Origin of the sequence: Streptosporangium pseudovulgare (genome assembly GCF_014648055.1) — a bacterium.
GTDB classification, from domain to species: Bacteria; Actinomycetota; Actinomycetes; order Streptosporangiales; family Streptosporangiaceae; genus Streptosporangium; species Streptosporangium pseudovulgare.
Window position 1 is genome coordinate 23,960 of the sequence record NZ_BMQJ01000010.1, and the last position, 16,436, is coordinate 40,395.

The following is a 16,436-nucleotide window of genomic DNA, read 5'->3' on the forward strand; positions in this document are numbered from 1 at the left end:
GAGGCCGGCTCGTGAGCGTCGACCTGGTGGTGACCGCGGCGGCCGTCGTCGACCCGGAGGGCGGCTTCGACCACCGCACCGAACTCGGGCCTCGCGGCTACAAGTACCTGCCGACGGCCTCGCAGTACCTGCTGGCGGCGGTCAAGCGCGCCCTGGCGGCGGCGGGGGAGGGGCTCGCGTCGGTGCCGGAGGACGCGCGCGCCGCGGCCGTCGGCACCAACTGCGCCGCCTCGGCCCTGCACGCCCGGATGGACCGCACGATCATCGACGCGGGGGCCGGCGACCTGAGCCCGGCCACCGCGCCGTACTTCTCGATCAACCTCTTCGGCAGCAGGCTCGCCACCGAGCACGCCCTGAAGGGCTTCAACCTCACCCTCACCAGCCCGCGCGTGGCCGGGCTGGAGGCCGTACAGGCCGGTTCCCGGTCGGTGGCGCTCGGCCGCGCGAGCTGGCTGGTCGCGGGCGCGGCAGAGGAGCCGCCCGATCCCGGCGAGCCGGGGGACGGCGGCGAGGCCGGCGCGGTCGCCCTGGTCCTCGAACCGGCCGGCGCGGTCGCCGCCCGCGGCGGGCACGCGCTGGGCCGCTGCGCCGTGCGGACGGCGTTCCTGCCGCCCGCCGGACCGCCGGACGAGCTGGCCCGGCGGGCCGAACGGCTGCTGGAGCCGGTGCTCGGCTGGTCCGGGCGGGTCCCCGTACGGGCCGTCGTCGACTCCTCACCCGTCGGCACTGCCCTGGCCGGAGCCCTCTCGGCCCGCGCGGAGATGACCGAGGTCCCCGCCGGGGCGGGCTGCCTGCGGCCGGCGGCGGAGGTCGCCGCCGCCCTGACCTGGGACGGACCCACACTCGTGGCCACCGCGGCGGCGGAGGGAAACGTCGCGTTCGCGCTCGTCACCCCCGGAGGGAACTGATGATCACCTCGTTGCAGGGCACCTGGTGCCTGATCCTCGGCGCGTCCAGCGGCATGGGCGAGGCCACCGCGCGGGCCTGGGCGCGGGCCGGCGGCAACGTCCTCGGCGTCCACTTCGACACCGCCGAACGGCAGGAGAAGGTCGCCATCCTCCAGGAGGAGCTGCGCTCGCAGGGCGTGCGGGCGCACTTCTTCAACCGCAACGCCGCCGACGCGCGCGTCCGCGCCGAGCTGGTGCCCGAGTTCGCCGGCCTCGTGGGCGAGGCGGGCGTCCGGACGCTGATGCACTCCCTGGCGTTCGGCAGCCTGGTCCCGTTCATCGCCGGGGACCCGAAGAAGGCGTTCACCCCCCGGCAGATGGACATGACGCTGAACGTGATGGCGCACAGCCTCGTCTACTGGACGCAGGACGTGCACCGCGCCGGGCTGCTGCGCCCCGGCTCGAAGATCTTCGCCATGACCAGCGCGGGCGACGAGAAGGTCTCGCCGAACTACGGCGGCGTCTCCGCGGCCAAGTGCGCGCTGGAGTCCCACGTCCGCCAGCTGGCGCTGGAGCTGGCCCCCGAGGGCGTCTCCGCCAACTCGCTGCGCGCGGGCGTCACCGTCACCCCATCGCTCGAACGCATCCCCGAGCACGAGCGGCTGATCGACGTGGCGGTGCGCGCCAACCCGCACGGCCGCCTCACCCGCTGCGAGGACGTCGCCGAGGCGGTCGTGCTGCTGTCCGGCACGGACTCCTCGTGGATCACCGGAAACGTCATCGGGGTGGACGGTGGCGAGCACCTCACCGCCTGACCCGCCGCCGCGGACCGGCCGCCGACCACACGACGGACGGCACGACGGACCGTACGACGGGCGGCACGACGGACGGCACGACGACCAGCAGGGAGCCGAGCAGTGATCGACACAACCGGTACGGCCGCCTCCGGGAGGCGCGCGGCGCTCACCGCCGCGCGCACCTGGTGGCCGGCGATCCGGCTCGGGGTGCAGGACGCCCACCGCGTCTACCACCCCCCGCCGGGCCGGCCCGGCCGTACCCCCGCGCACAAGGGGATGGCGATGCGCCCGGTGAGCGTCACCACCTCCCGCGACGCGGTGCGGCTCGACGGCTGGTTCGTCCCCGGCGACGGCCCGCACACCGTGGTCGTGTGCCACGGCATGGGCCGCACCAGGTCGGCGGTGCTCGACCACATCCGGCTGCTGCACGACGCCGGCCACCACGTGTTCGCCTACGACCTGCGCAACCACGGCGGCAGCTCCTCCGACCGCAGGCTCGGCCGGATGGCGAGCCGGTTCACCAGCGACCTGCGCGACGTCCTCGCGGCGGTCGCCGCCGACGCGGAGATGGGCGAGGGAAGGCTGGCGGTGCTGGCGTTCTCCTTCTCCACCTGGCCCGCGGTGTACGCGCTGAAGGGGAAGGGGCCCGAGGTGGCCGCGGTCATCTGCGACAGCGGCCCCATGTACGACATCCCCTCGGGCTTCCGGCACTTCGCGTCGCTGCGCTGGGGCACGCTGGGCGAGGAGTGGAAGCGGCCCGGCGCCTACGGCCTCTACCGGTTCGCCTTCACCCTGGCGGGCACCCGGATGCTGGCGGTCCGCAACTGGCCGCCGCCGCTGCCCGGGGTGCGGACGAGGCTGATGTTCATCGCCGGCGCCAACGACCCGGTGGTCCCGGCCGGCCAGGTCATGCGGGTGGCCCGGCGCTACCCCGGCGCCGAGCGCTGGGTGGCGCCCGAGGCCCAGCACATGAACGCGGTACGGCTGGACCGCGAGGAGTACCGCGAACGGGTCGTCGGCTTCCTGTCCCGCGCCTTCGGGGAGGCGACATGAACCCCCGGCACGAGGCGAACAGGAACCCCCGGCAGGGCGCGCACCTGCTGATCGAGACGCGCGGCCCGTGGGAGGGCCCGGCGTGCGCCCGCTTCCTGGCCGACGCCGTGGACCTGGCCCGCGGCGGCGACCGGGTGTGCGTCCTCCTCCTCCAGGACGGGGTCACCGCCGCCGTCGGCCGGCCGCTGCCGGAGGTGGAGACGCTGGTGGGGCTCGGGGCCGGGGTCTGGGTGGACCGCTTCTCCGTCGAGCAGCGGGCCCTTTCCAAGGTCCCCGCGGCCGGCGGGACGGAACAGGTGGAGATGGACCGGGTCGCGGCCCTGCTGCTCGACCCCGGCGTCCGGGTGGTGTGGCACTGATGGCGCGGATCCCCGAGACCGACGTACTGCTGGCGATCATGGGGGCGCCGCACTGCTCCGACCTGCTGACCAGCGCGCTGCGCCTGACCGAGGCCCTCGTCGACCGGGGCGGCACGGTCCAGGTGTGGACCTGCGGCTACGCCACCATGCTCACCCAGCGGTCGCTGGGAGAGACCAAGCCGCGCAACGTCGTGGACTGGTCGCGCGACCACCCCTCCACCGCCGCCGTGGTGCGCGACCTGCTGGAGTCGCGAAGCGGCCTGGTCACCTGGTACTCGTGCCGGTTCTGCGGCGAGGAACGCGGCGTCTCCTCCCACATCCCCCAGGTCAGGGTGCGCCCGCCGTTCAAGTTCGGCGAGCACGTGGCCGCGGCGGGCAAAACGATCTTCCTCGGGGTGATCTGACGTGCTTCTCCGGAGTGATCCGACATGACCCGCTACCTCGCCGTCGTCGAACGCGGCTACCGGGGCTCGGTCGAGACCCAGTTCGCCGACGTGCTCTACCTCGTGCGCGAGCTGAACCGCCAGCTCGGCGGGCTCGACCTGAGCCTGCGCGGCCTCGCCGTGACCTACGCCGTGGACGCCGGGCCCGTCGGGCCCGCGGCGGGCGTGGACACCCTGCCCGACCCGCGCGCGTCGCTGCGCACGCTGCTCGCCGAGGGAGTGGCGGTCTCCGTCGCCGACGCCGACCTCGACGCCGCCGGCGTGCCCGGCGACGTCCCGCTGCTCCCCGGCGTGGTGCGCGGCGCCGCCCGCTGGTCCGACTACCGGGCCGTCTGGTTCCTCTGAACGCCCTGTTCCTCTCGAAGGAGAATCCGGTGACCACCACTCACCCCGTCATCGCCGCCTGGTCCGCGGTCTCCCCGCTGGGGATGGGCCGCGCCGCGTTCACCGAGGGCCTGCGCGCGGGCCGTACCGCCGCGGCGCCGGTGGACCCCGGCTGGGACGCCCCGGTCGAGGAGGCGTGCCTGGTCCCCGGCTTCGACGTCAAGGCCGTCCTGGGCCGCAAGGGCACCCGGTCGATGGACCGCGTCACCGGCCTGGCCGTCACGGCCGTCGGGCAGCTCCTCGACGGCGCCCGGGGCGACGAGCGCACCGCGCTGGTGCTGGGCACCAGCACCGGCAGCGCGCAGAGCATCATGGACTTCACCCGCGACTCGCTCACCGGGGCGCGCCCCCACCTGGTGGACCCGGCCCGCTTCCCCAACACGGTGATGAACTGCGCCGCGGGCCAGTGCGCCATCTGGCACGGGATCCAGGGGCCCAACGTCACCCTCGCCGCGGGACGCGCCTCGGGCCTGCTGGCCCTGCGCTACGCCCTGCGGCTGCAGCGCAACGACCACGCCGAGGCGGTCCTGGTCGGCGCGGTGGAGGAGTTCTCCCACGCCCGCGCGTGGCTGGAGCACCGCGCCCGCACCCCCGCCGGCCTGCTCGGCGAGGGGTGCGCGGTGCTGCGGCTGGAACGCCGCGGCGACGGCCCGGCGGAGGTCCTCGGCGTCGAGACCGCCGTGTACCACGAACCCGCCGCCGTCGGCCCCACCGTCACCGGCCTGGTCGCCCGCGCCCTCGCGCGCGCCGGCGTCACCGCGGACGACGTCACGCTGCTCAGCCACTCCGGCATGGACGGCGAAGCCGACGGCGCGCGTGCCGCGCTGCCCGGCGCGGAGACCGTGCCGTGCGCCGAGGTGATCGGCGACACCTCCGCCGCCTCCGCGGCGTTCCAGGTCGCCGCGGTGCTGGCCGCGGCGGAGAACCACCCCGAGCCTGCCCCCCGTACGGCCGTCGTCACCGCGGTCGACCACGACGGCGTGGCCGCGGCCGCCGTCCTGCGGCTGCGACGGCCGACCACCTGAGCGCCGCGTCCGCGACGGCCGAACACATGAAAGCCGCGGCTGCGGCGGCCGACCACCTGAGAGTCGCGGCTGCGGCGGCCGAACACATGAGAGGAGGTCCGATGGTCCTCAACCGTCAAGGTCAGGCGATCCTGACGCGCATCACGGCACTGCCCGACGGGACGTGGACGGCGTGCCGCGGGTGCGGCGCCGTACTGCACGACGGCAGGCTGCGCAACGCGGCCGGCGTGTGCCCCGAGTGCGGGCACCACGGCAGGATCGGGGCGCGGGAGCGCATCGCCCGGCTCGCCGACCCCGGGTCGTTCGACGAGCACCACGCCGACGCCGCCGGCGGTGACCCGCTGGAGTTCACCGACCGGCTCCCCTACACCGACCGGCTGGCCCGCGCCCGGAAGAACACCGGCGAGGACGAGGCCGCCGTGGTCGGCACCGCGCTGATGGGCGGCAACCCCGTCGTGCTCGCCGTACTGGACTTCGCCTTCCTCGGCGGCAGCATGGGCTCGGTCGTCGGAGAGAAGATCGCCTACGCCGCCGAGCTGGCCGCGGCGGGCCGGATCCCGCTGATCACGGTGGCGGCCTCCGGCGGCGCGCGGATGCAGGAGGGCGTCCTGTCGCTGCTGCAGATGTCCAAGACCGCGGCCGCCGTCGGCCGGATGCGCGCCGCCGGCGTGCCGTTCGTCAGCGTGCTGACCGACCCCGTGTACGGCGGCGTGTCCGCCAGCTTCGCCGCCCTCGGAGACGTGATCATCGCCGAGACCGGCACCCGCGCCGGGTTCGCGGGCCGGCAGGTCATCGAGCAGACGATCCGCCAGAAGCTGCCCGACCGGTTCCAGACCGCGGGCTTCCTGCACGAACACGGCCACCTGGACATGGTCCTCACCCGGCCGGAGCTGGAGCTGACCCTGCGCGACCTCGTCGCCTTCCACGCCGCGGCCGGAAGAAGTCCCGCGTCCGCCGGACGCGCCGGGCCCGCGCCGGAGACCGCCGGGGAGACCGATCCCTGGGAGGCCGTACGGCTGGCCCGCCATCCCGCCCGGCCCAACGCCCTCGCCTACATCGAGCGGATCTTCACCCGGTTCGTCCCGCTGTCCGGGGACCGCTGGTCCGGCGACGACGAGGCCGTGGTGGGCGGGCTCGCCTGGCTCGACGACGCGCCCGTGGTGGTCGTCGCGCACTGCAAGGGACGCGACACCCCGGAGAACGTGCGCCGCAACTTCGGCATGCCGCACCCGCACGGCTACCGCAAGGCCATGCGCCTGATGACGCTGGCCGAACGGTTCGGCGTGCCCGTGGTGACCCTGGTGGACACCCCCGGCGCCTACCCCGGCGCGAAGGCGGAGGAGGACAACCAGAGCGGCGCGATCGCCGAGACGCTGGTGCTCTCCGCGGGGCTGCGCGTGCCGATCGTCACCGTGGTCACCGGCGAGGGGGGCAGCGGCGGCGCGCTGGCCCTGGCCACCGGCGACCGGCTGCTCATGCAGCAGAACGCGGTCTACTCCGTCATCAGCCCCGAGGGCTGCGCCACGATCCTGTTCGGCGACGCGGGCCGGGCGCCCGACGCCGCCCGCGCGCTGCGGATGGGCGCGCCGCAGGTCCACCGGCTCGGCGTGGCCGACGAATTGGTGCCCGAGCCCGACGGTGGCGCGCACACCGACCCCGACGCGGCCGCCGCCGCCATCGCCGAGGCCCTGCGCCGCGCCCTCGGCGAACTGCTGCCCGTCGCCCCCGACGACCTGGTGGCGGCGCGTTACCGCCGCCTGCGGTCGTTCGGGTCGATGACCCTGCCCGGCCCGGACGCCGCGCTCCTGCCCGCCGGGAACACCCCGGGCACCCCGGGCACCCCGGGCACCCCGGACGCCGGGGACACCGAGGACGCCGGGGACACCGGGGACACCGGGGACACCGGGGACACCGGGCGGGAGCCGACGTCCGACATCGTGGAGAACGCCAATGTCTGAGCACAACCCGGGCCGGCTCGTCGAGCAGGTCCGCGAACTGGTCGAACTCGTGCACGCCACCTCTGTCCGCAGCCTGCGGGTCGAGTCCGGCGCGTTCCGCGTCGAGATCGAGAACGCCCTGCCCGCCGTCGCCGCGCAGGCCCTCGCCGTGACGGACGCGGCCCCGCCGGCCGTGGCGGTCCCCGCCGCGACCCCGGCGGCTCCGGCGAACCCGGTGAACCCGGTGGCCCCGGCGGCGCCCGCCGGCACCGAGGTGCGGGCGCCGCTGGTCGGGGTCTTCTACCGCCGCCCCGCCCCCGGCGAGCCGCCGTTCGTCGACGTCGGCACCCCGGTCGAGAAGGGCAGGCAGCTCGGCATCGTCGAGGCGATGAAGATGATGAACCCGGTCACCGCCGACCGCGCGGGCGTCGTGCTGGAGATCCTGGCCGAGGACGGCGACGTCGTCGAGTACGACCAGCCGATGTTCCTGCTCGGGGCGGGCTGACATGCGGGCCGACACACGAACCGGCACGCGGGCCGGCAGCCGGACCGACGTGCGGGCCGACGCACAGGCGGACGTGCGGGCGGATGTACGGACCGACGTACGGGCCGGCACGGACGGGAACCCGATCGGCACCGTCATGGTGTGCAACCGCGGCGAGATCGCCGTGCGGATCGTGCGGGCCTGCAGGGACCTCGGGATCCGCGCGGTGGTCGCGCACTCCACCGCCGACCGCGACAGCCTGGCCGTGCGCCTCGCCGACGAGGCGGTGTGCGTCGGACCCGGCCCCTCGGCGCGCAGCTACCTGAACATCCCGGCGATCCTCTACGCGTGTGCCCGCACCGGCGCCGACGCCGTCCACCCCGGCTACGGCTTCCTGTCGGAGAACGCCGTGTTCGCCAGGGCGTGCGCCGAGGCGGGCGTGCGGTTCATCGGCCCGCCCGCCGAGCTGATCGCGCTGATGGGCGACAAGATCACCGCCAGGGCCGCGATGCGCGACGCCGGGGTGCCCGTGCTCCCCGGCTCGGACGGCCCCGTCGCCTCGGCGCGGGACGCCGCCCGGATCGCCGCCGAGATCGGCTACCCGGTGGTCGTCAAGGCCGCCGCGGGCGGCGGCGGGCGCGGCATCGCCATCGTGCACGACCCCGACGACCTGCCGGAGGCCTACCGGTCCACGGTCGCCGCCGCACGCACCCTGTTCCACGACGAGCGCGTCTACCTGGAGAAGTTCGTCTCCGCCGCCCGGCACGTCGAGGTGCAGGTGCTCGGCGACGCCCACGGCTCCATCGTCCACCTCGGCGAACGCGACTGCTCGGTGCAGCGCAGGCAGCAGAAGCTGGTGGAGGAGTCGCCCTCGCCGTTCCTCGACGACGCCGGCCGCGCCGCGCTGTGCGAGGCGGCGGTGGCCGGGGCCGAGGCGATCGGCTACGTCAGCGCCGGCACCTTCGAGTTCCTCGTGGACGGCGCCGGCCGGCCGTACTTCATCGAGATGAACACCCGCCTGCAGGTGGAGCACCCGGTGACCGAGGAGCGCACCGGGGTCGACGTCGTGCAGTGGATGATCCGGGTGGCCGCGGGCGAACGGCTCACCGTGTCCCAGGCCGACATCGTGCCCGCGGGCCACTCGATCGAGGCGCGGATCAACGCCGAGGACCCCTCAGCCGGCTGGGCCGGCTCGGCCGGGGCCATCGACCGGCTCGTGCTGCCCGGCGGCCCCGGTGTCCGGGTGGACACCCACGCCTACGGCGGATACGTCGTGCCCCCCTACTACGACTCCCTGCTCGCCAAGGTGATCGTCTCGGCGCCGACCCGGGAGCTGGCCCTGCGCCGGCTCGGCCGCGCCCTGGACGAGTTCTCCTGCTCCGGCGTGCGGACCAACGTGGACTTCCACCGGCGGCTGGTCCGCGATGAGCGCTTCCGCGCCGGGGACTACCGGCTCGACATCGTCGAGTCGGTCCTCTGAACCCTCACCCATCTCTCGAAACTCTCTCGAACCCGGAGGATTTCCCATGTCCACTGCCACCCTGGACCGTGAGGACCTGCGCACCACCGTCGCCGACGTGCTCGACGTCGACGTCGACGAGGTCACCGACGACGTCGACTTCATCGAGGACCTCGGCGTCGACTCGCTGATGGCCCTGGAGGTCATGGTCGTTCTGGAGAAGAAGTACGGCGTCAAGATCGCCGAATCGGAGCTGCGCGAGGTCACGAACCTCACCAAGGCGTACGACCTGATCACCGAGAAGCTGAAGGCCGCCTGATGGCCGCGCCCGACATCGACGGCCGGACTGGCGGCCCGGCCGTCAGTCCGGTCACCGGGTCGGCCGTCAGCCCGGTCACCGGGCCGGTCACGGTGCTGGAGCACACCGGCTCCCGCGCCGTCACCGAGGTCGAGGCCGACGCCGGCCAGCAGGTCTTCCCCGGCCACTACCCGGGGTTCCCGATCTTCCCGGGCGTCTGCGTGGTGGAGTGCGTCCACCTGGGCGCCCAGGCCGCGCCGCCGGTGCCGGGCGTCCGCCTGGACCTGGTGGCGGTGCAGTCCACCCGGTTCCAGAGCCCCGTCCTCCCCGGCGACACGGTCCGCTCCGAGGCCGACTGGGCGGCCGACGGGGACGGCTGGATCCACCGGGCCAAGGTGCGCACCACCCGGGGCCCGGCCGCCCAGGTGCGGCTGCGCTACCGCGTCGTGGAGGACCGATGACCACGGTGGAGAACGAGGACCGGATGATCGCGCTCACCGCCGCGACCGCCGCCCTGGGCCTCGCGGACATCAAGAGGGTGCTGCCGCACCGCTACCCGATGCTCCTGGTGGACCGGGTCACCGACCTGGTGCCCGGGGTCGGGCTCACCGCGTACAAGGCGGTGACGGCCAACGAGCCGTGGTACCGGGACCTCGCCGACGACGCCGACCCCGCCTACCCGCGGACGCTGCTGGTGGAGTCCTGGTGCCAGGCCGCGGGCGTGCTGGTCGCCTGGGCCGAGCCCAACCCGGACGTGCTCAGCGGCCAGGTGATGCTCTTCGGCGGCATGGCGGACATCGAGTTCTCCGCCCCGGTACTGCCCGGAGACGTGCTGGAGCACCGCGTACGGCTGATGCGCGCGCTCAGCGACACCGTTCTGTTCGAGGGGGAGAGCCTCGTCGGCGGCGAACCCGTACTGCGCGTCGGCCGCGTCGTGATGGCGATGCGGCCCGCCGAGGAACTGTCCCCGCACGACCGGCAGAGCCGGTAGAGGAGGAAGACCGTGCCGAATCGAATCGCCCTGGTCACCGGGGGATCGCGGGGGATAGGCCGCGCCACCGTCCTGCGGCTGGCCCGGGACGGCTTCGACGTCGCCTTCTGCCACCGCTCCAGCCCGGACAAGGCCGGGGAGTTGGAGAAGGAGATCGGCGAGCTGGGGGTGCGCGCCCTGGCGTGGCAGTGCGACGTGGCCGACCACGCCGCCGTGCGCGAACTGGTGTCGGTCGTCACCGAGCGCCTCGGCGCCGTCGACGTCCTGGTCACCTCCGCGGGCATCGTGCGAGACAACCCGCTCATGATGATGAGCGAGGAGGACTGGAACAGCGTGATCGGCACCAACCTCGACGGCACGTTCAACGCGTGCCGCTCGGTGGTGTTCGAGATGATGAAGCGCCGCTCCGGCAGCATCGTCAACATCTCGTCGGTGGCGGGCGTCCACGGCAACCCCACGCAGTCGAACTACTCGGCGTCCAAGGCGGGGATCATCGGTTTCAGCCGGGCCCTGGCCAAGGAGGTCGGGCGCTACGGCATCCGGGTGAACGTGGTGGCGCCCGGGTTCATCGAGACCGACATGACCGCCGGCCTGCCGGACAAGGTCAGGGAGGCGGCCCTGAAGAACATCCCGCTCGGCCGGCTCGGCCGGGCCGAGGAGATCGCCGACATGGTGTCCTACCTGGTCTCCGACCGGGCCGCCTACGTCACCGGCGCGGTCATGCAGATCGACGGCGGGATCGTGCTGTGAAGCGGGTCGTCGGCTACTTCTCGCTGCGCAGCCCCTACTCCTGGCTCGCCCGCCACGACCTGTTCTCGCGCTACCCGGACGTGGCGGACGCCATGGAGTGGCGCCCGTTCTGGGAGCCGTCCGAGGCGTACGAGGCCCGCCTGCGGGAGGCGGGCGGGCGGTTCCCCTACACCCCCATGTCGAAGGAGAAGCACCTCTACGTCCTCCAGGACGTCCGCAGGCTCGCCACGGCGCGGGGCCTGACGGTGGCGTGGCCCGTCGACAGGAACCCGGTGTGGGAGGTCGCGCACCTGCCGTACTTCGCCGCCGCCGAGGCCGGTCTCGGCCGGCGGTACGTCGAGGCGGTCCAGCGGGCCCGGTGGCAGGGGGGACGGAACGTGTGTGACCCGGAGGTGATCGCGGAGATCGGCGCGGAGCTCGGCGTCGACACGACCGCCCCCGCGGAGGAGGCGGCCGTCGCGGCGCTGCTCGACGTCTACCGGGACGGCGTGTTCGGCGTGCCGTTCTTCATCCACGGGCGGGAGAAGTTCTGGGGCGTGGACCGCCTGGCGGCGTTCGCCGCCTCCGTCCGGGCGGAACGAGCGGATCGGTCGGACCTGGCCGACCGGACCGACCGGGCGGATCGAGTGAGCGGGGCGGATCAGGTGGATCGGACTGATCGAGCCGATCGGGCGAGCGGGGCTGATCGGGCCGATGGTCCCGATGAGGCCGCGGAGTCATGGCCCGACGTCTCCGCCGAGGTCCGCGGCAGTGACTTGGGTCACGCGGGCGGGTGCGGCTGACTTTCCGTTGTTACGCTGTCCGCGGCGGATATGGCTTGTTTCGCAGAAGGAATAAGATGCCCAGAAAATCCAGCCTTGCCGTTCTTTCCGCATCGGTGCTTCTCACGCCGGTCGCACCGTTCTTTGGCGCATTTCTGGCATATCGGATTTATCACCCACCGCGACGCAGGCACCACCGCTCACCCGCCGACTTCGCCCTCCCGAGCACGGAGGCCGTCATCCCGCTTCCGGATCGCCGGGGCTCGCTCCACCTGTGGGTGTGCGAAGGCGATCCGGAACGGGTCGTGATCGTCGGCCACGGCATCGGCCTGAGCAAGTCCGCCAGCCTGCCGCACGCGAAATTCCTCCACGACGCGGGATACACGGTCGTTCTCTTCGACCACCGCAACCACGGCGGCAGCACCCAGGACCGGTCGGCTTTCGGGCTCAGCGCCCGTTTCACCTCGGACATCGCCGCGATCGCCGCGCACCTCCGCACCGACCCCATTCATCGTGACGCCCGGTTCGCGCTTTTCGGTTTTTCTTTCTCCACGTTTCCGGTGCTGTACGTCCCGATGCGCGGCGACACCCCCGTCACCGCGATCATCTGCGACAGCGGTCCCGCCATCGACACCGGGCCGCTGTTCCGCAACTTCCTCGACACCGGCGCCATGCCGATCCCGGCGCCGTTCCTCGCCCGGCCCGCCAGATCCCTGGTCGGCCCCGTCTTCGCCGGCCTCGGCGCCGCCATGGTCCGCGCCGAATGGCCCCCGCCGGCCGAACGCTACGCCGACACGAAGCTGCTGTTCCTGGCGGGCGAAGAGGACGGCATCGTCCCCGCCGAGCACGTCGAGGCCCTCGCCCGCACCTACCCCCACGCGGAGTACCACGTGATCCCCGGCGCGCAGCACCTGCAGGGGGTCAAGGCCGCCCCGGAGGTCTACCGGGAGACGGTGCTGTCGTTCCTCAAGGGGGCGTTCGGCTGATGGCGCTGCCCACCCACTGGGGCGTCCGCCCCGAGGAGACCGCTCGCCGCTACCCCTGCGACGACTGCATCCCGGCCCCCGGCGGCACATGGTTCCGCGCGGTCTCGGTCCAGGCCCCGCCGGAGGCCGTCTACCGCTGGCTCTGCCAGATGCGCGTCGCCCCCTACAGCTACGACCTCCTGGACAACCTCGGCCGCAGGAGTCCCCGCGTCCTCACCCCGGGCGTGGAGGACCTGGCGGCCGGCCAGCGGGTCATGACCATCTTCGAGCTGGTCTCCTTCACCCCCGGCCGGGACATGACCCTGCGGATGCTCCCCGGACCCGGCCGCCGGCTCTTCGGCGACCTCGCCCTCACCTACGACGTCCGTACGGACGACTCCGGCGTCACCCGCCTGGTGGTCAAGGCCCTGCTCGGCGCCGAACGGGGGACGCTGAACGAGGCGCGCCGCCGCGCCCTGGCCTGGGGGGACCTGCTCATGATGCGCAAACAGCTCCTGACCTTCCGGACCCTGGCGGAACGGCACGCCGCCACCCGCTGAGCCCGCCGAGCCCATCGGGTCCTGAACTCGCCGGGCCCGCGGAGCCCACCCGGTCCGGAGCCCGCCGAGCCCGCGAGGTTCACCGGGTCCGCGGGGCTTGTGGAGCCCACCGAGTCCGCGGTGGCAGCTAGCTGACATCTCCGCCTCGGGGGCGTGCCCGGTCCCTAAGATCCGGATTTATGACCCACTACAGGGCAAATCTCCGCGATCTCGAATTCGTTCTCTTCGAGATGTTCGGCGCCAGGACACCCGGCTCCGAGGTGCCCGGCGAGGCGTCGCCGTTCGGCGCCGGCCCGTTCTCCGACGTGGACGCCGACACGGCGCGGCACATCCTGACCGAGGTGGCCCGCCTGGCGGAGAACGAGGTGGCGGCCTCCTTCACCGACGCCGACCGCGAACCGCCGGTCTACCACCCGGAGACGCGCGAGGTCACCGTACCGAAGGCGTTCGCCGAGTCGTTCCGGGCCTACCGCGACGCGCAGTGGTGGCGGCTCGGCCTCCCCCCGGAACTCGGCGGCACCCCCGCGCCGCCCCGTCTCCTGTGGGCCGTCGCCGAACTCGTCCTCGGCGCCAACCCCGCGGTCTTCCTCTACGCCGCCGCCACGAACTTCGCCCGGCTCATCCAGGAACGGGGAACGCCCGAGCAGCGGAAGATCGCCCGGCTCCTGGTGGACAGGCAGTGGGGCGCCACGATGGTCCTCACCGAGCCGGACGCCGGCTCCGACGTCGGTGCCGGCCGTACCAGGGCCGCACGGCAGGACGACGGCACCTGGCACATCGAGGGCGTCAAGCGGTTCATCACCGGCGGCGAGCACGACCTCGCCGACAACATCGTGCACTTCGTCCTCGCCCGCCCGGAGGGAGCCCGCCCCGGCACCAAGGGGCTGTCGCTGTTCCTCGTCCCCAAGTACCACTTCGACTGGGACACCGGCGAACTCGGCGCCCGCAACGGCGTCCACGCCACCTCCGTCGAGCACAAGATGGGCCTCAAGGCGTCCACCACCTGCGAGCTGGTGTTCGGCGCCGAACGGCCCGCGGTCGGCTGGCTCCTCGGCGAGGTCCACGACGGCATCGCGCAGATGTTCCTCATCATCGAGAACGCCCGCATGACCGTCGGCACCAAGGCGATCGCCACCCTGTCCACCGGCTACCGCACCGCGCTGGAGTTCGCCCGGATCCGCGTCCAGGGGGCCGACATCACCCGGATGACGGACAAGACCGCCCCTCGTGTCACGATCCTGCACCACCCCGAGGTCCGCCGCAGCCTCCTCACCCAGAAGGCGTACGCCGAGGGCCTGCGCGCCCTCGTCGCCCTCGCCGCGACCTGCCAGGAACGGGTCGCCCTCGCCGCGGCGGCCGGGACGACGGACGAGGCCGCCGCCGCGCGCAACGACCTGCTGCTCCCGGTCATCAAGGGCTACGGCGCCGAACGCTCCTCCGAGCAGCTCATGCACGCCCTGCAGATCCTCGGCGGCTCCGGATACCTCCAGGACCACCCGCTGGAGCAGTACGTGCGCGACGCCCGCATCGACAGCCTGTACGAGGGCACCACCGCCATCCAGTCGATGGACCTGTTCTTCCGCAAGATCGTCCGCGACCAGGGGGCCGCGTTCCACTCCCTCTGCGAGGAGGTGGCCCGGTTCGCCGCCGACCGTGACTCCGGACACGCCGCGGGGGAGGGGCCCGGGCGTGCCGCGGGGGAGGGGCACGAACGTGCCCTGCTCGCCAAGGCACTGGAGGAGCTACGAGCCCTGCTCGGCCTGATGGTCGGCCATCTCACCGAGACCCCCGGCCGTCCGGAGGCGATGTACCTCGTCGGAGAGAACACCACCCGCTTCCTGCACGCCTTCGGCGACGTCCTGGTCGCCTGGCTCCTCCTGCGGCAGGCGGAGGTCGCCACCGCCGCCCTGCCCGCCGCCCGCACCGAGGACAGGCCCTTCTACGAGGGGAAGGTCGCGACCGCCCGTTGGTTCGCCCGCACCGTCCTGCCGAACGTCACCGCCCAGCTCACCGCCGCCTCGGCCACCGACGACCTCCTGATGTCGGTGCCCGAGGCGGGCTTCTGAAGCGACGCCGACGCCCGGGGCGGGTCTCCGGAGCGATGCCGGTCCCAGAAGCGGGCTTCCGGGGTGATGCCGGCGTCTGAGGCGGGTTTCCCGAGGTCAGAGAGCGACGGCGCGCGGACGGTACGGCTCCGCCAGGAAGCCGACCTCCTTGTCCGTCAGGTCCACCTCCACCGCCGCCACGGCGTCGTCGACGTGCCCGGCCCTGGTCGCGCCGATGATCGGGGCGGCCACGCCGGGCTGCCGCAGCAGCCACGACAGCGCCACGCTCGCCGGGGCGACACCGCGCTCCCGGGCCACCTCGGCGACCCGGTCGAGGATCTGGGAGTCGTTCTCCGCGTCGCCGTAGAGGGCGCCGATGCGCGGGTCGCTCCCGGCGCGCGCGGTGCCCCGCTCCTCCTGCCTGCCCGCGCGGGCGAGCAGGCCCCGGGCCAGCGGGCTCCACGGGATCATCCCCACGCCCTGGTCGAGGCAGAGCGGCACCATTTCGCGCTCCTCCTCACGATAAAGAAGGTTGTAGTGATTCTGCATGGATGCGAACTTTGTCCAGCCGTTGGTCTCGGCGATGTGCTGGGCCTTGGCGAACTGCCAGGCGCTCATGCTGGAGGCGCCGAGGTAGCGGGCCTTGCCGGCGCGGACCACGTCGTGCAGCGCCTGCATGGTCTCCTCGATCGGGGTGTCGGGGTCCCAGCGGTGGATCTGGTACAGGTCCACGTAGTCGGTGCCCAGGCGGCGCAGTGAGGCGTCGATGGCCGACATGATGTGCTTGCGCGACAGGCCCCGGTCATTGGCGGCACCGCCCTTCCTGGAACCCGGGCCGACGGGGAAGAAGACCTTGGTGGCCAGCACGTAGTCGTCCCGTTGGGCGAAGATCCGCTGCAGCAGGCGGCCGGTGACCTCCTCGCTGCTGCCGGCCGAGTAGGTGTCGGCGGTGTCGAAGAACGTCACCCCCGCCTCGGCCGCCTTGCGCACGATCGGCTCGGCCGCCTCCTCGTCCAGGATCCATTCGCTGCCCCGGGCGGGGTCGCCGTAGCTCATCATGCCCAGGCAGATCCGCGACACCTTCAACCCGGTGGACCCCAGGCGCACGTATTCCATGATGAAACCTCCCGTAATTCCCCTACGCCAGCCAGCCTACGACCGGCGCTCCGGACGGAGATCACGGGGGAGAACGACGACTCACCCTACGGCCGTTGCCGTATCCAGAAAGTCACGGGTGG

The 16,436-nt window shown here is 73.3% G+C and carries 19 protein-coding genes; 18 read left to right on the forward strand and 1 reads right to left on the reverse strand.

The features are described 5' to 3' along the window. Positions 1–11 precede the first annotated feature (11 nt). The 18 genes from IEZ10_RS20115 to IEZ10_RS20200 all read left to right on the forward strand — a co-directional run bounded on the left by IEZ10_RS20115 (position 12) and on the right by IEZ10_RS20200 (position 15,219). A complete protein-coding gene (locus IEZ10_RS20115; protein ID WP_189248055.1) occupies positions 12–908 on the forward strand; it encodes a beta-ketoacyl synthase N-terminal-like domain-containing protein in 897 nt (298 codons plus the stop codon). Beyond that, positions 908–1,702: an SDR family oxidoreductase gene (locus tag IEZ10_RS20120; RefSeq protein WP_189248056.1), complete on the forward strand. Its 795-nt coding sequence runs from the start codon at positions 908–910 to the stop codon at positions 1,700–1,702. The genes IEZ10_RS20115 and IEZ10_RS20120 overlap by 1 nt, the downstream gene beginning before the upstream one ends. A 102-nt stretch (positions 1,703–1,804) precedes the next feature. Next, a complete protein-coding gene (locus tag IEZ10_RS20125) occupies positions 1,805–2,737 on the forward strand; it encodes an alpha/beta hydrolase (protein WP_189248057.1) in 933 nt (310 codons plus the stop codon). Then, a complete protein-coding gene (locus IEZ10_RS20130; RefSeq protein ID WP_189248058.1) occupies positions 2,734–3,096 on the forward strand; it encodes a hypothetical protein in 363 nt (120 codons plus the stop codon). Before IEZ10_RS20125 ends, IEZ10_RS20130 begins: the two co-directional genes overlap by 4 nt. Then, positions 3,096–3,500 (forward strand): hypothetical protein, encoded by a 405-nt coding sequence (locus IEZ10_RS20135; protein WP_189248059.1) that lies wholly within the window; start codon positions 3,096–3,098, stop codon positions 3,498–3,500. The genes IEZ10_RS20130 and IEZ10_RS20135 overlap by 1 nt, the downstream gene beginning before the upstream one ends. Before the next feature lie 24 nt (positions 3,501–3,524). Then, on the forward strand, positions 3,525–3,884 hold the full coding sequence (locus IEZ10_RS20140) for a hypothetical protein (protein ID WP_189248060.1): 360 nt from the start codon (positions 3,525–3,527) through the stop codon (positions 3,882–3,884). Between the two features lie 29 nt (positions 3,885–3,913). Next, positions 3,914–4,948: a beta-ketoacyl synthase N-terminal-like domain-containing protein gene (locus tag IEZ10_RS20145; RefSeq protein WP_229811449.1), complete on the forward strand. Its 1,035-nt coding sequence runs from the start codon at positions 3,914–3,916 to the stop codon at positions 4,946–4,948. A gap of 101 nt (positions 4,949–5,049) precedes the next feature. Next, positions 5,050–6,906, forward strand: a complete 1,857-nt coding sequence (locus IEZ10_RS20150) for an acetyl-CoA carboxylase carboxyltransferase subunit alpha (protein WP_189248061.1) — start codon at positions 5,050–5,052, stop codon at positions 6,904–6,906. Then, positions 6,899–7,390: an acetyl-CoA carboxylase biotin carboxyl carrier protein gene (accB, locus tag IEZ10_RS20155; protein ID WP_189248062.1), complete on the forward strand. Its 492-nt coding sequence runs from the start codon at positions 6,899–6,901 to the stop codon at positions 7,388–7,390. The genes IEZ10_RS20150 and accB overlap by 8 nt, the downstream gene beginning before the upstream one ends. A gap of 1 nt (position 7,391) precedes the next feature. Then, positions 7,392–8,849, forward strand: coding sequence for an acetyl-CoA carboxylase biotin carboxylase subunit (locus IEZ10_RS20160; RefSeq protein WP_229811450.1), 1,458 nt, complete (start codon positions 7,392–7,394; stop codon positions 8,847–8,849). A gap of 46 nt (positions 8,850–8,895) precedes the next feature. Beyond that, complete coding sequence (locus IEZ10_RS20165) at positions 8,896–9,147, forward strand: acyl carrier protein (protein ID WP_189248063.1); 252 nt, start codon at positions 8,896–8,898, stop codon at positions 9,145–9,147. Beyond that, positions 9,147–9,587: a 3-hydroxyacyl-ACP dehydratase FabZ family protein gene (locus tag IEZ10_RS20170; RefSeq protein WP_229811451.1), complete on the forward strand. Its 441-nt coding sequence runs from the start codon at positions 9,147–9,149 to the stop codon at positions 9,585–9,587. The genes IEZ10_RS20165 and IEZ10_RS20170 overlap by 1 nt, the downstream gene beginning before the upstream one ends. Beyond that, on the forward strand, positions 9,584–10,117 hold the full coding sequence (locus IEZ10_RS20175; RefSeq protein WP_229811452.1) for a 3-hydroxyacyl-ACP dehydratase FabZ family protein: 534 nt from the start codon (positions 9,584–9,586) through the stop codon (positions 10,115–10,117). The genes IEZ10_RS20170 and IEZ10_RS20175 overlap by 4 nt, the downstream gene beginning before the upstream one ends. A 12-nt stretch (positions 10,118–10,129) precedes the next feature. Then, positions 10,130–10,867 carry a 3-oxoacyl-[acyl-carrier-protein] reductase gene (gene fabG / locus IEZ10_RS20180; RefSeq protein WP_189248064.1) on the forward strand — a complete coding sequence of 246 codons (738 nt, stop codon included), beginning with the start codon at positions 10,130–10,132 and terminating at the stop codon, positions 10,865–10,867. Next, a complete protein-coding gene (locus tag IEZ10_RS20185) occupies positions 10,864–11,649 on the forward strand; it encodes a 2-hydroxychromene-2-carboxylate isomerase (protein WP_189248065.1) in 786 nt (261 codons plus the stop codon). Before fabG ends, IEZ10_RS20185 begins: the two co-directional genes overlap by 4 nt. A gap of 56 nt (positions 11,650–11,705) precedes the next feature. Beyond that, a complete protein-coding gene (locus tag IEZ10_RS20190) occupies positions 11,706–12,614 on the forward strand; it encodes an alpha/beta hydrolase (RefSeq protein ID WP_189248278.1) in 909 nt (302 codons plus the stop codon). Further along, entirely contained in the window at positions 12,614–13,153 is a 540-nt protein-coding gene (locus tag IEZ10_RS20195; protein ID WP_189248066.1) for a hypothetical protein, read from the forward strand. Before IEZ10_RS20190 ends, IEZ10_RS20195 begins: the two co-directional genes overlap by 1 nt. Before the next feature lie 179 nt (positions 13,154–13,332). Beyond that, entirely contained in the window at positions 13,333–15,219 is a 1,887-nt protein-coding gene (locus IEZ10_RS20200; protein ID WP_189248067.1) for an acyl-CoA dehydrogenase, read from the forward strand. Positions 15,220–15,315: 96 nt separating this feature from the next. Here IEZ10_RS20200 and IEZ10_RS20205 read toward each other — a convergent pair whose 3' ends face one another. After that, on the reverse strand, positions 15,316–16,314 hold the full coding sequence (locus tag IEZ10_RS20205) for an aldo/keto reductase (protein ID WP_189248068.1): 999 nt from the start codon (positions 16,312–16,314) through the stop codon (positions 15,316–15,318). Positions 16,315–16,436: the final 122 nt, after the last annotated feature.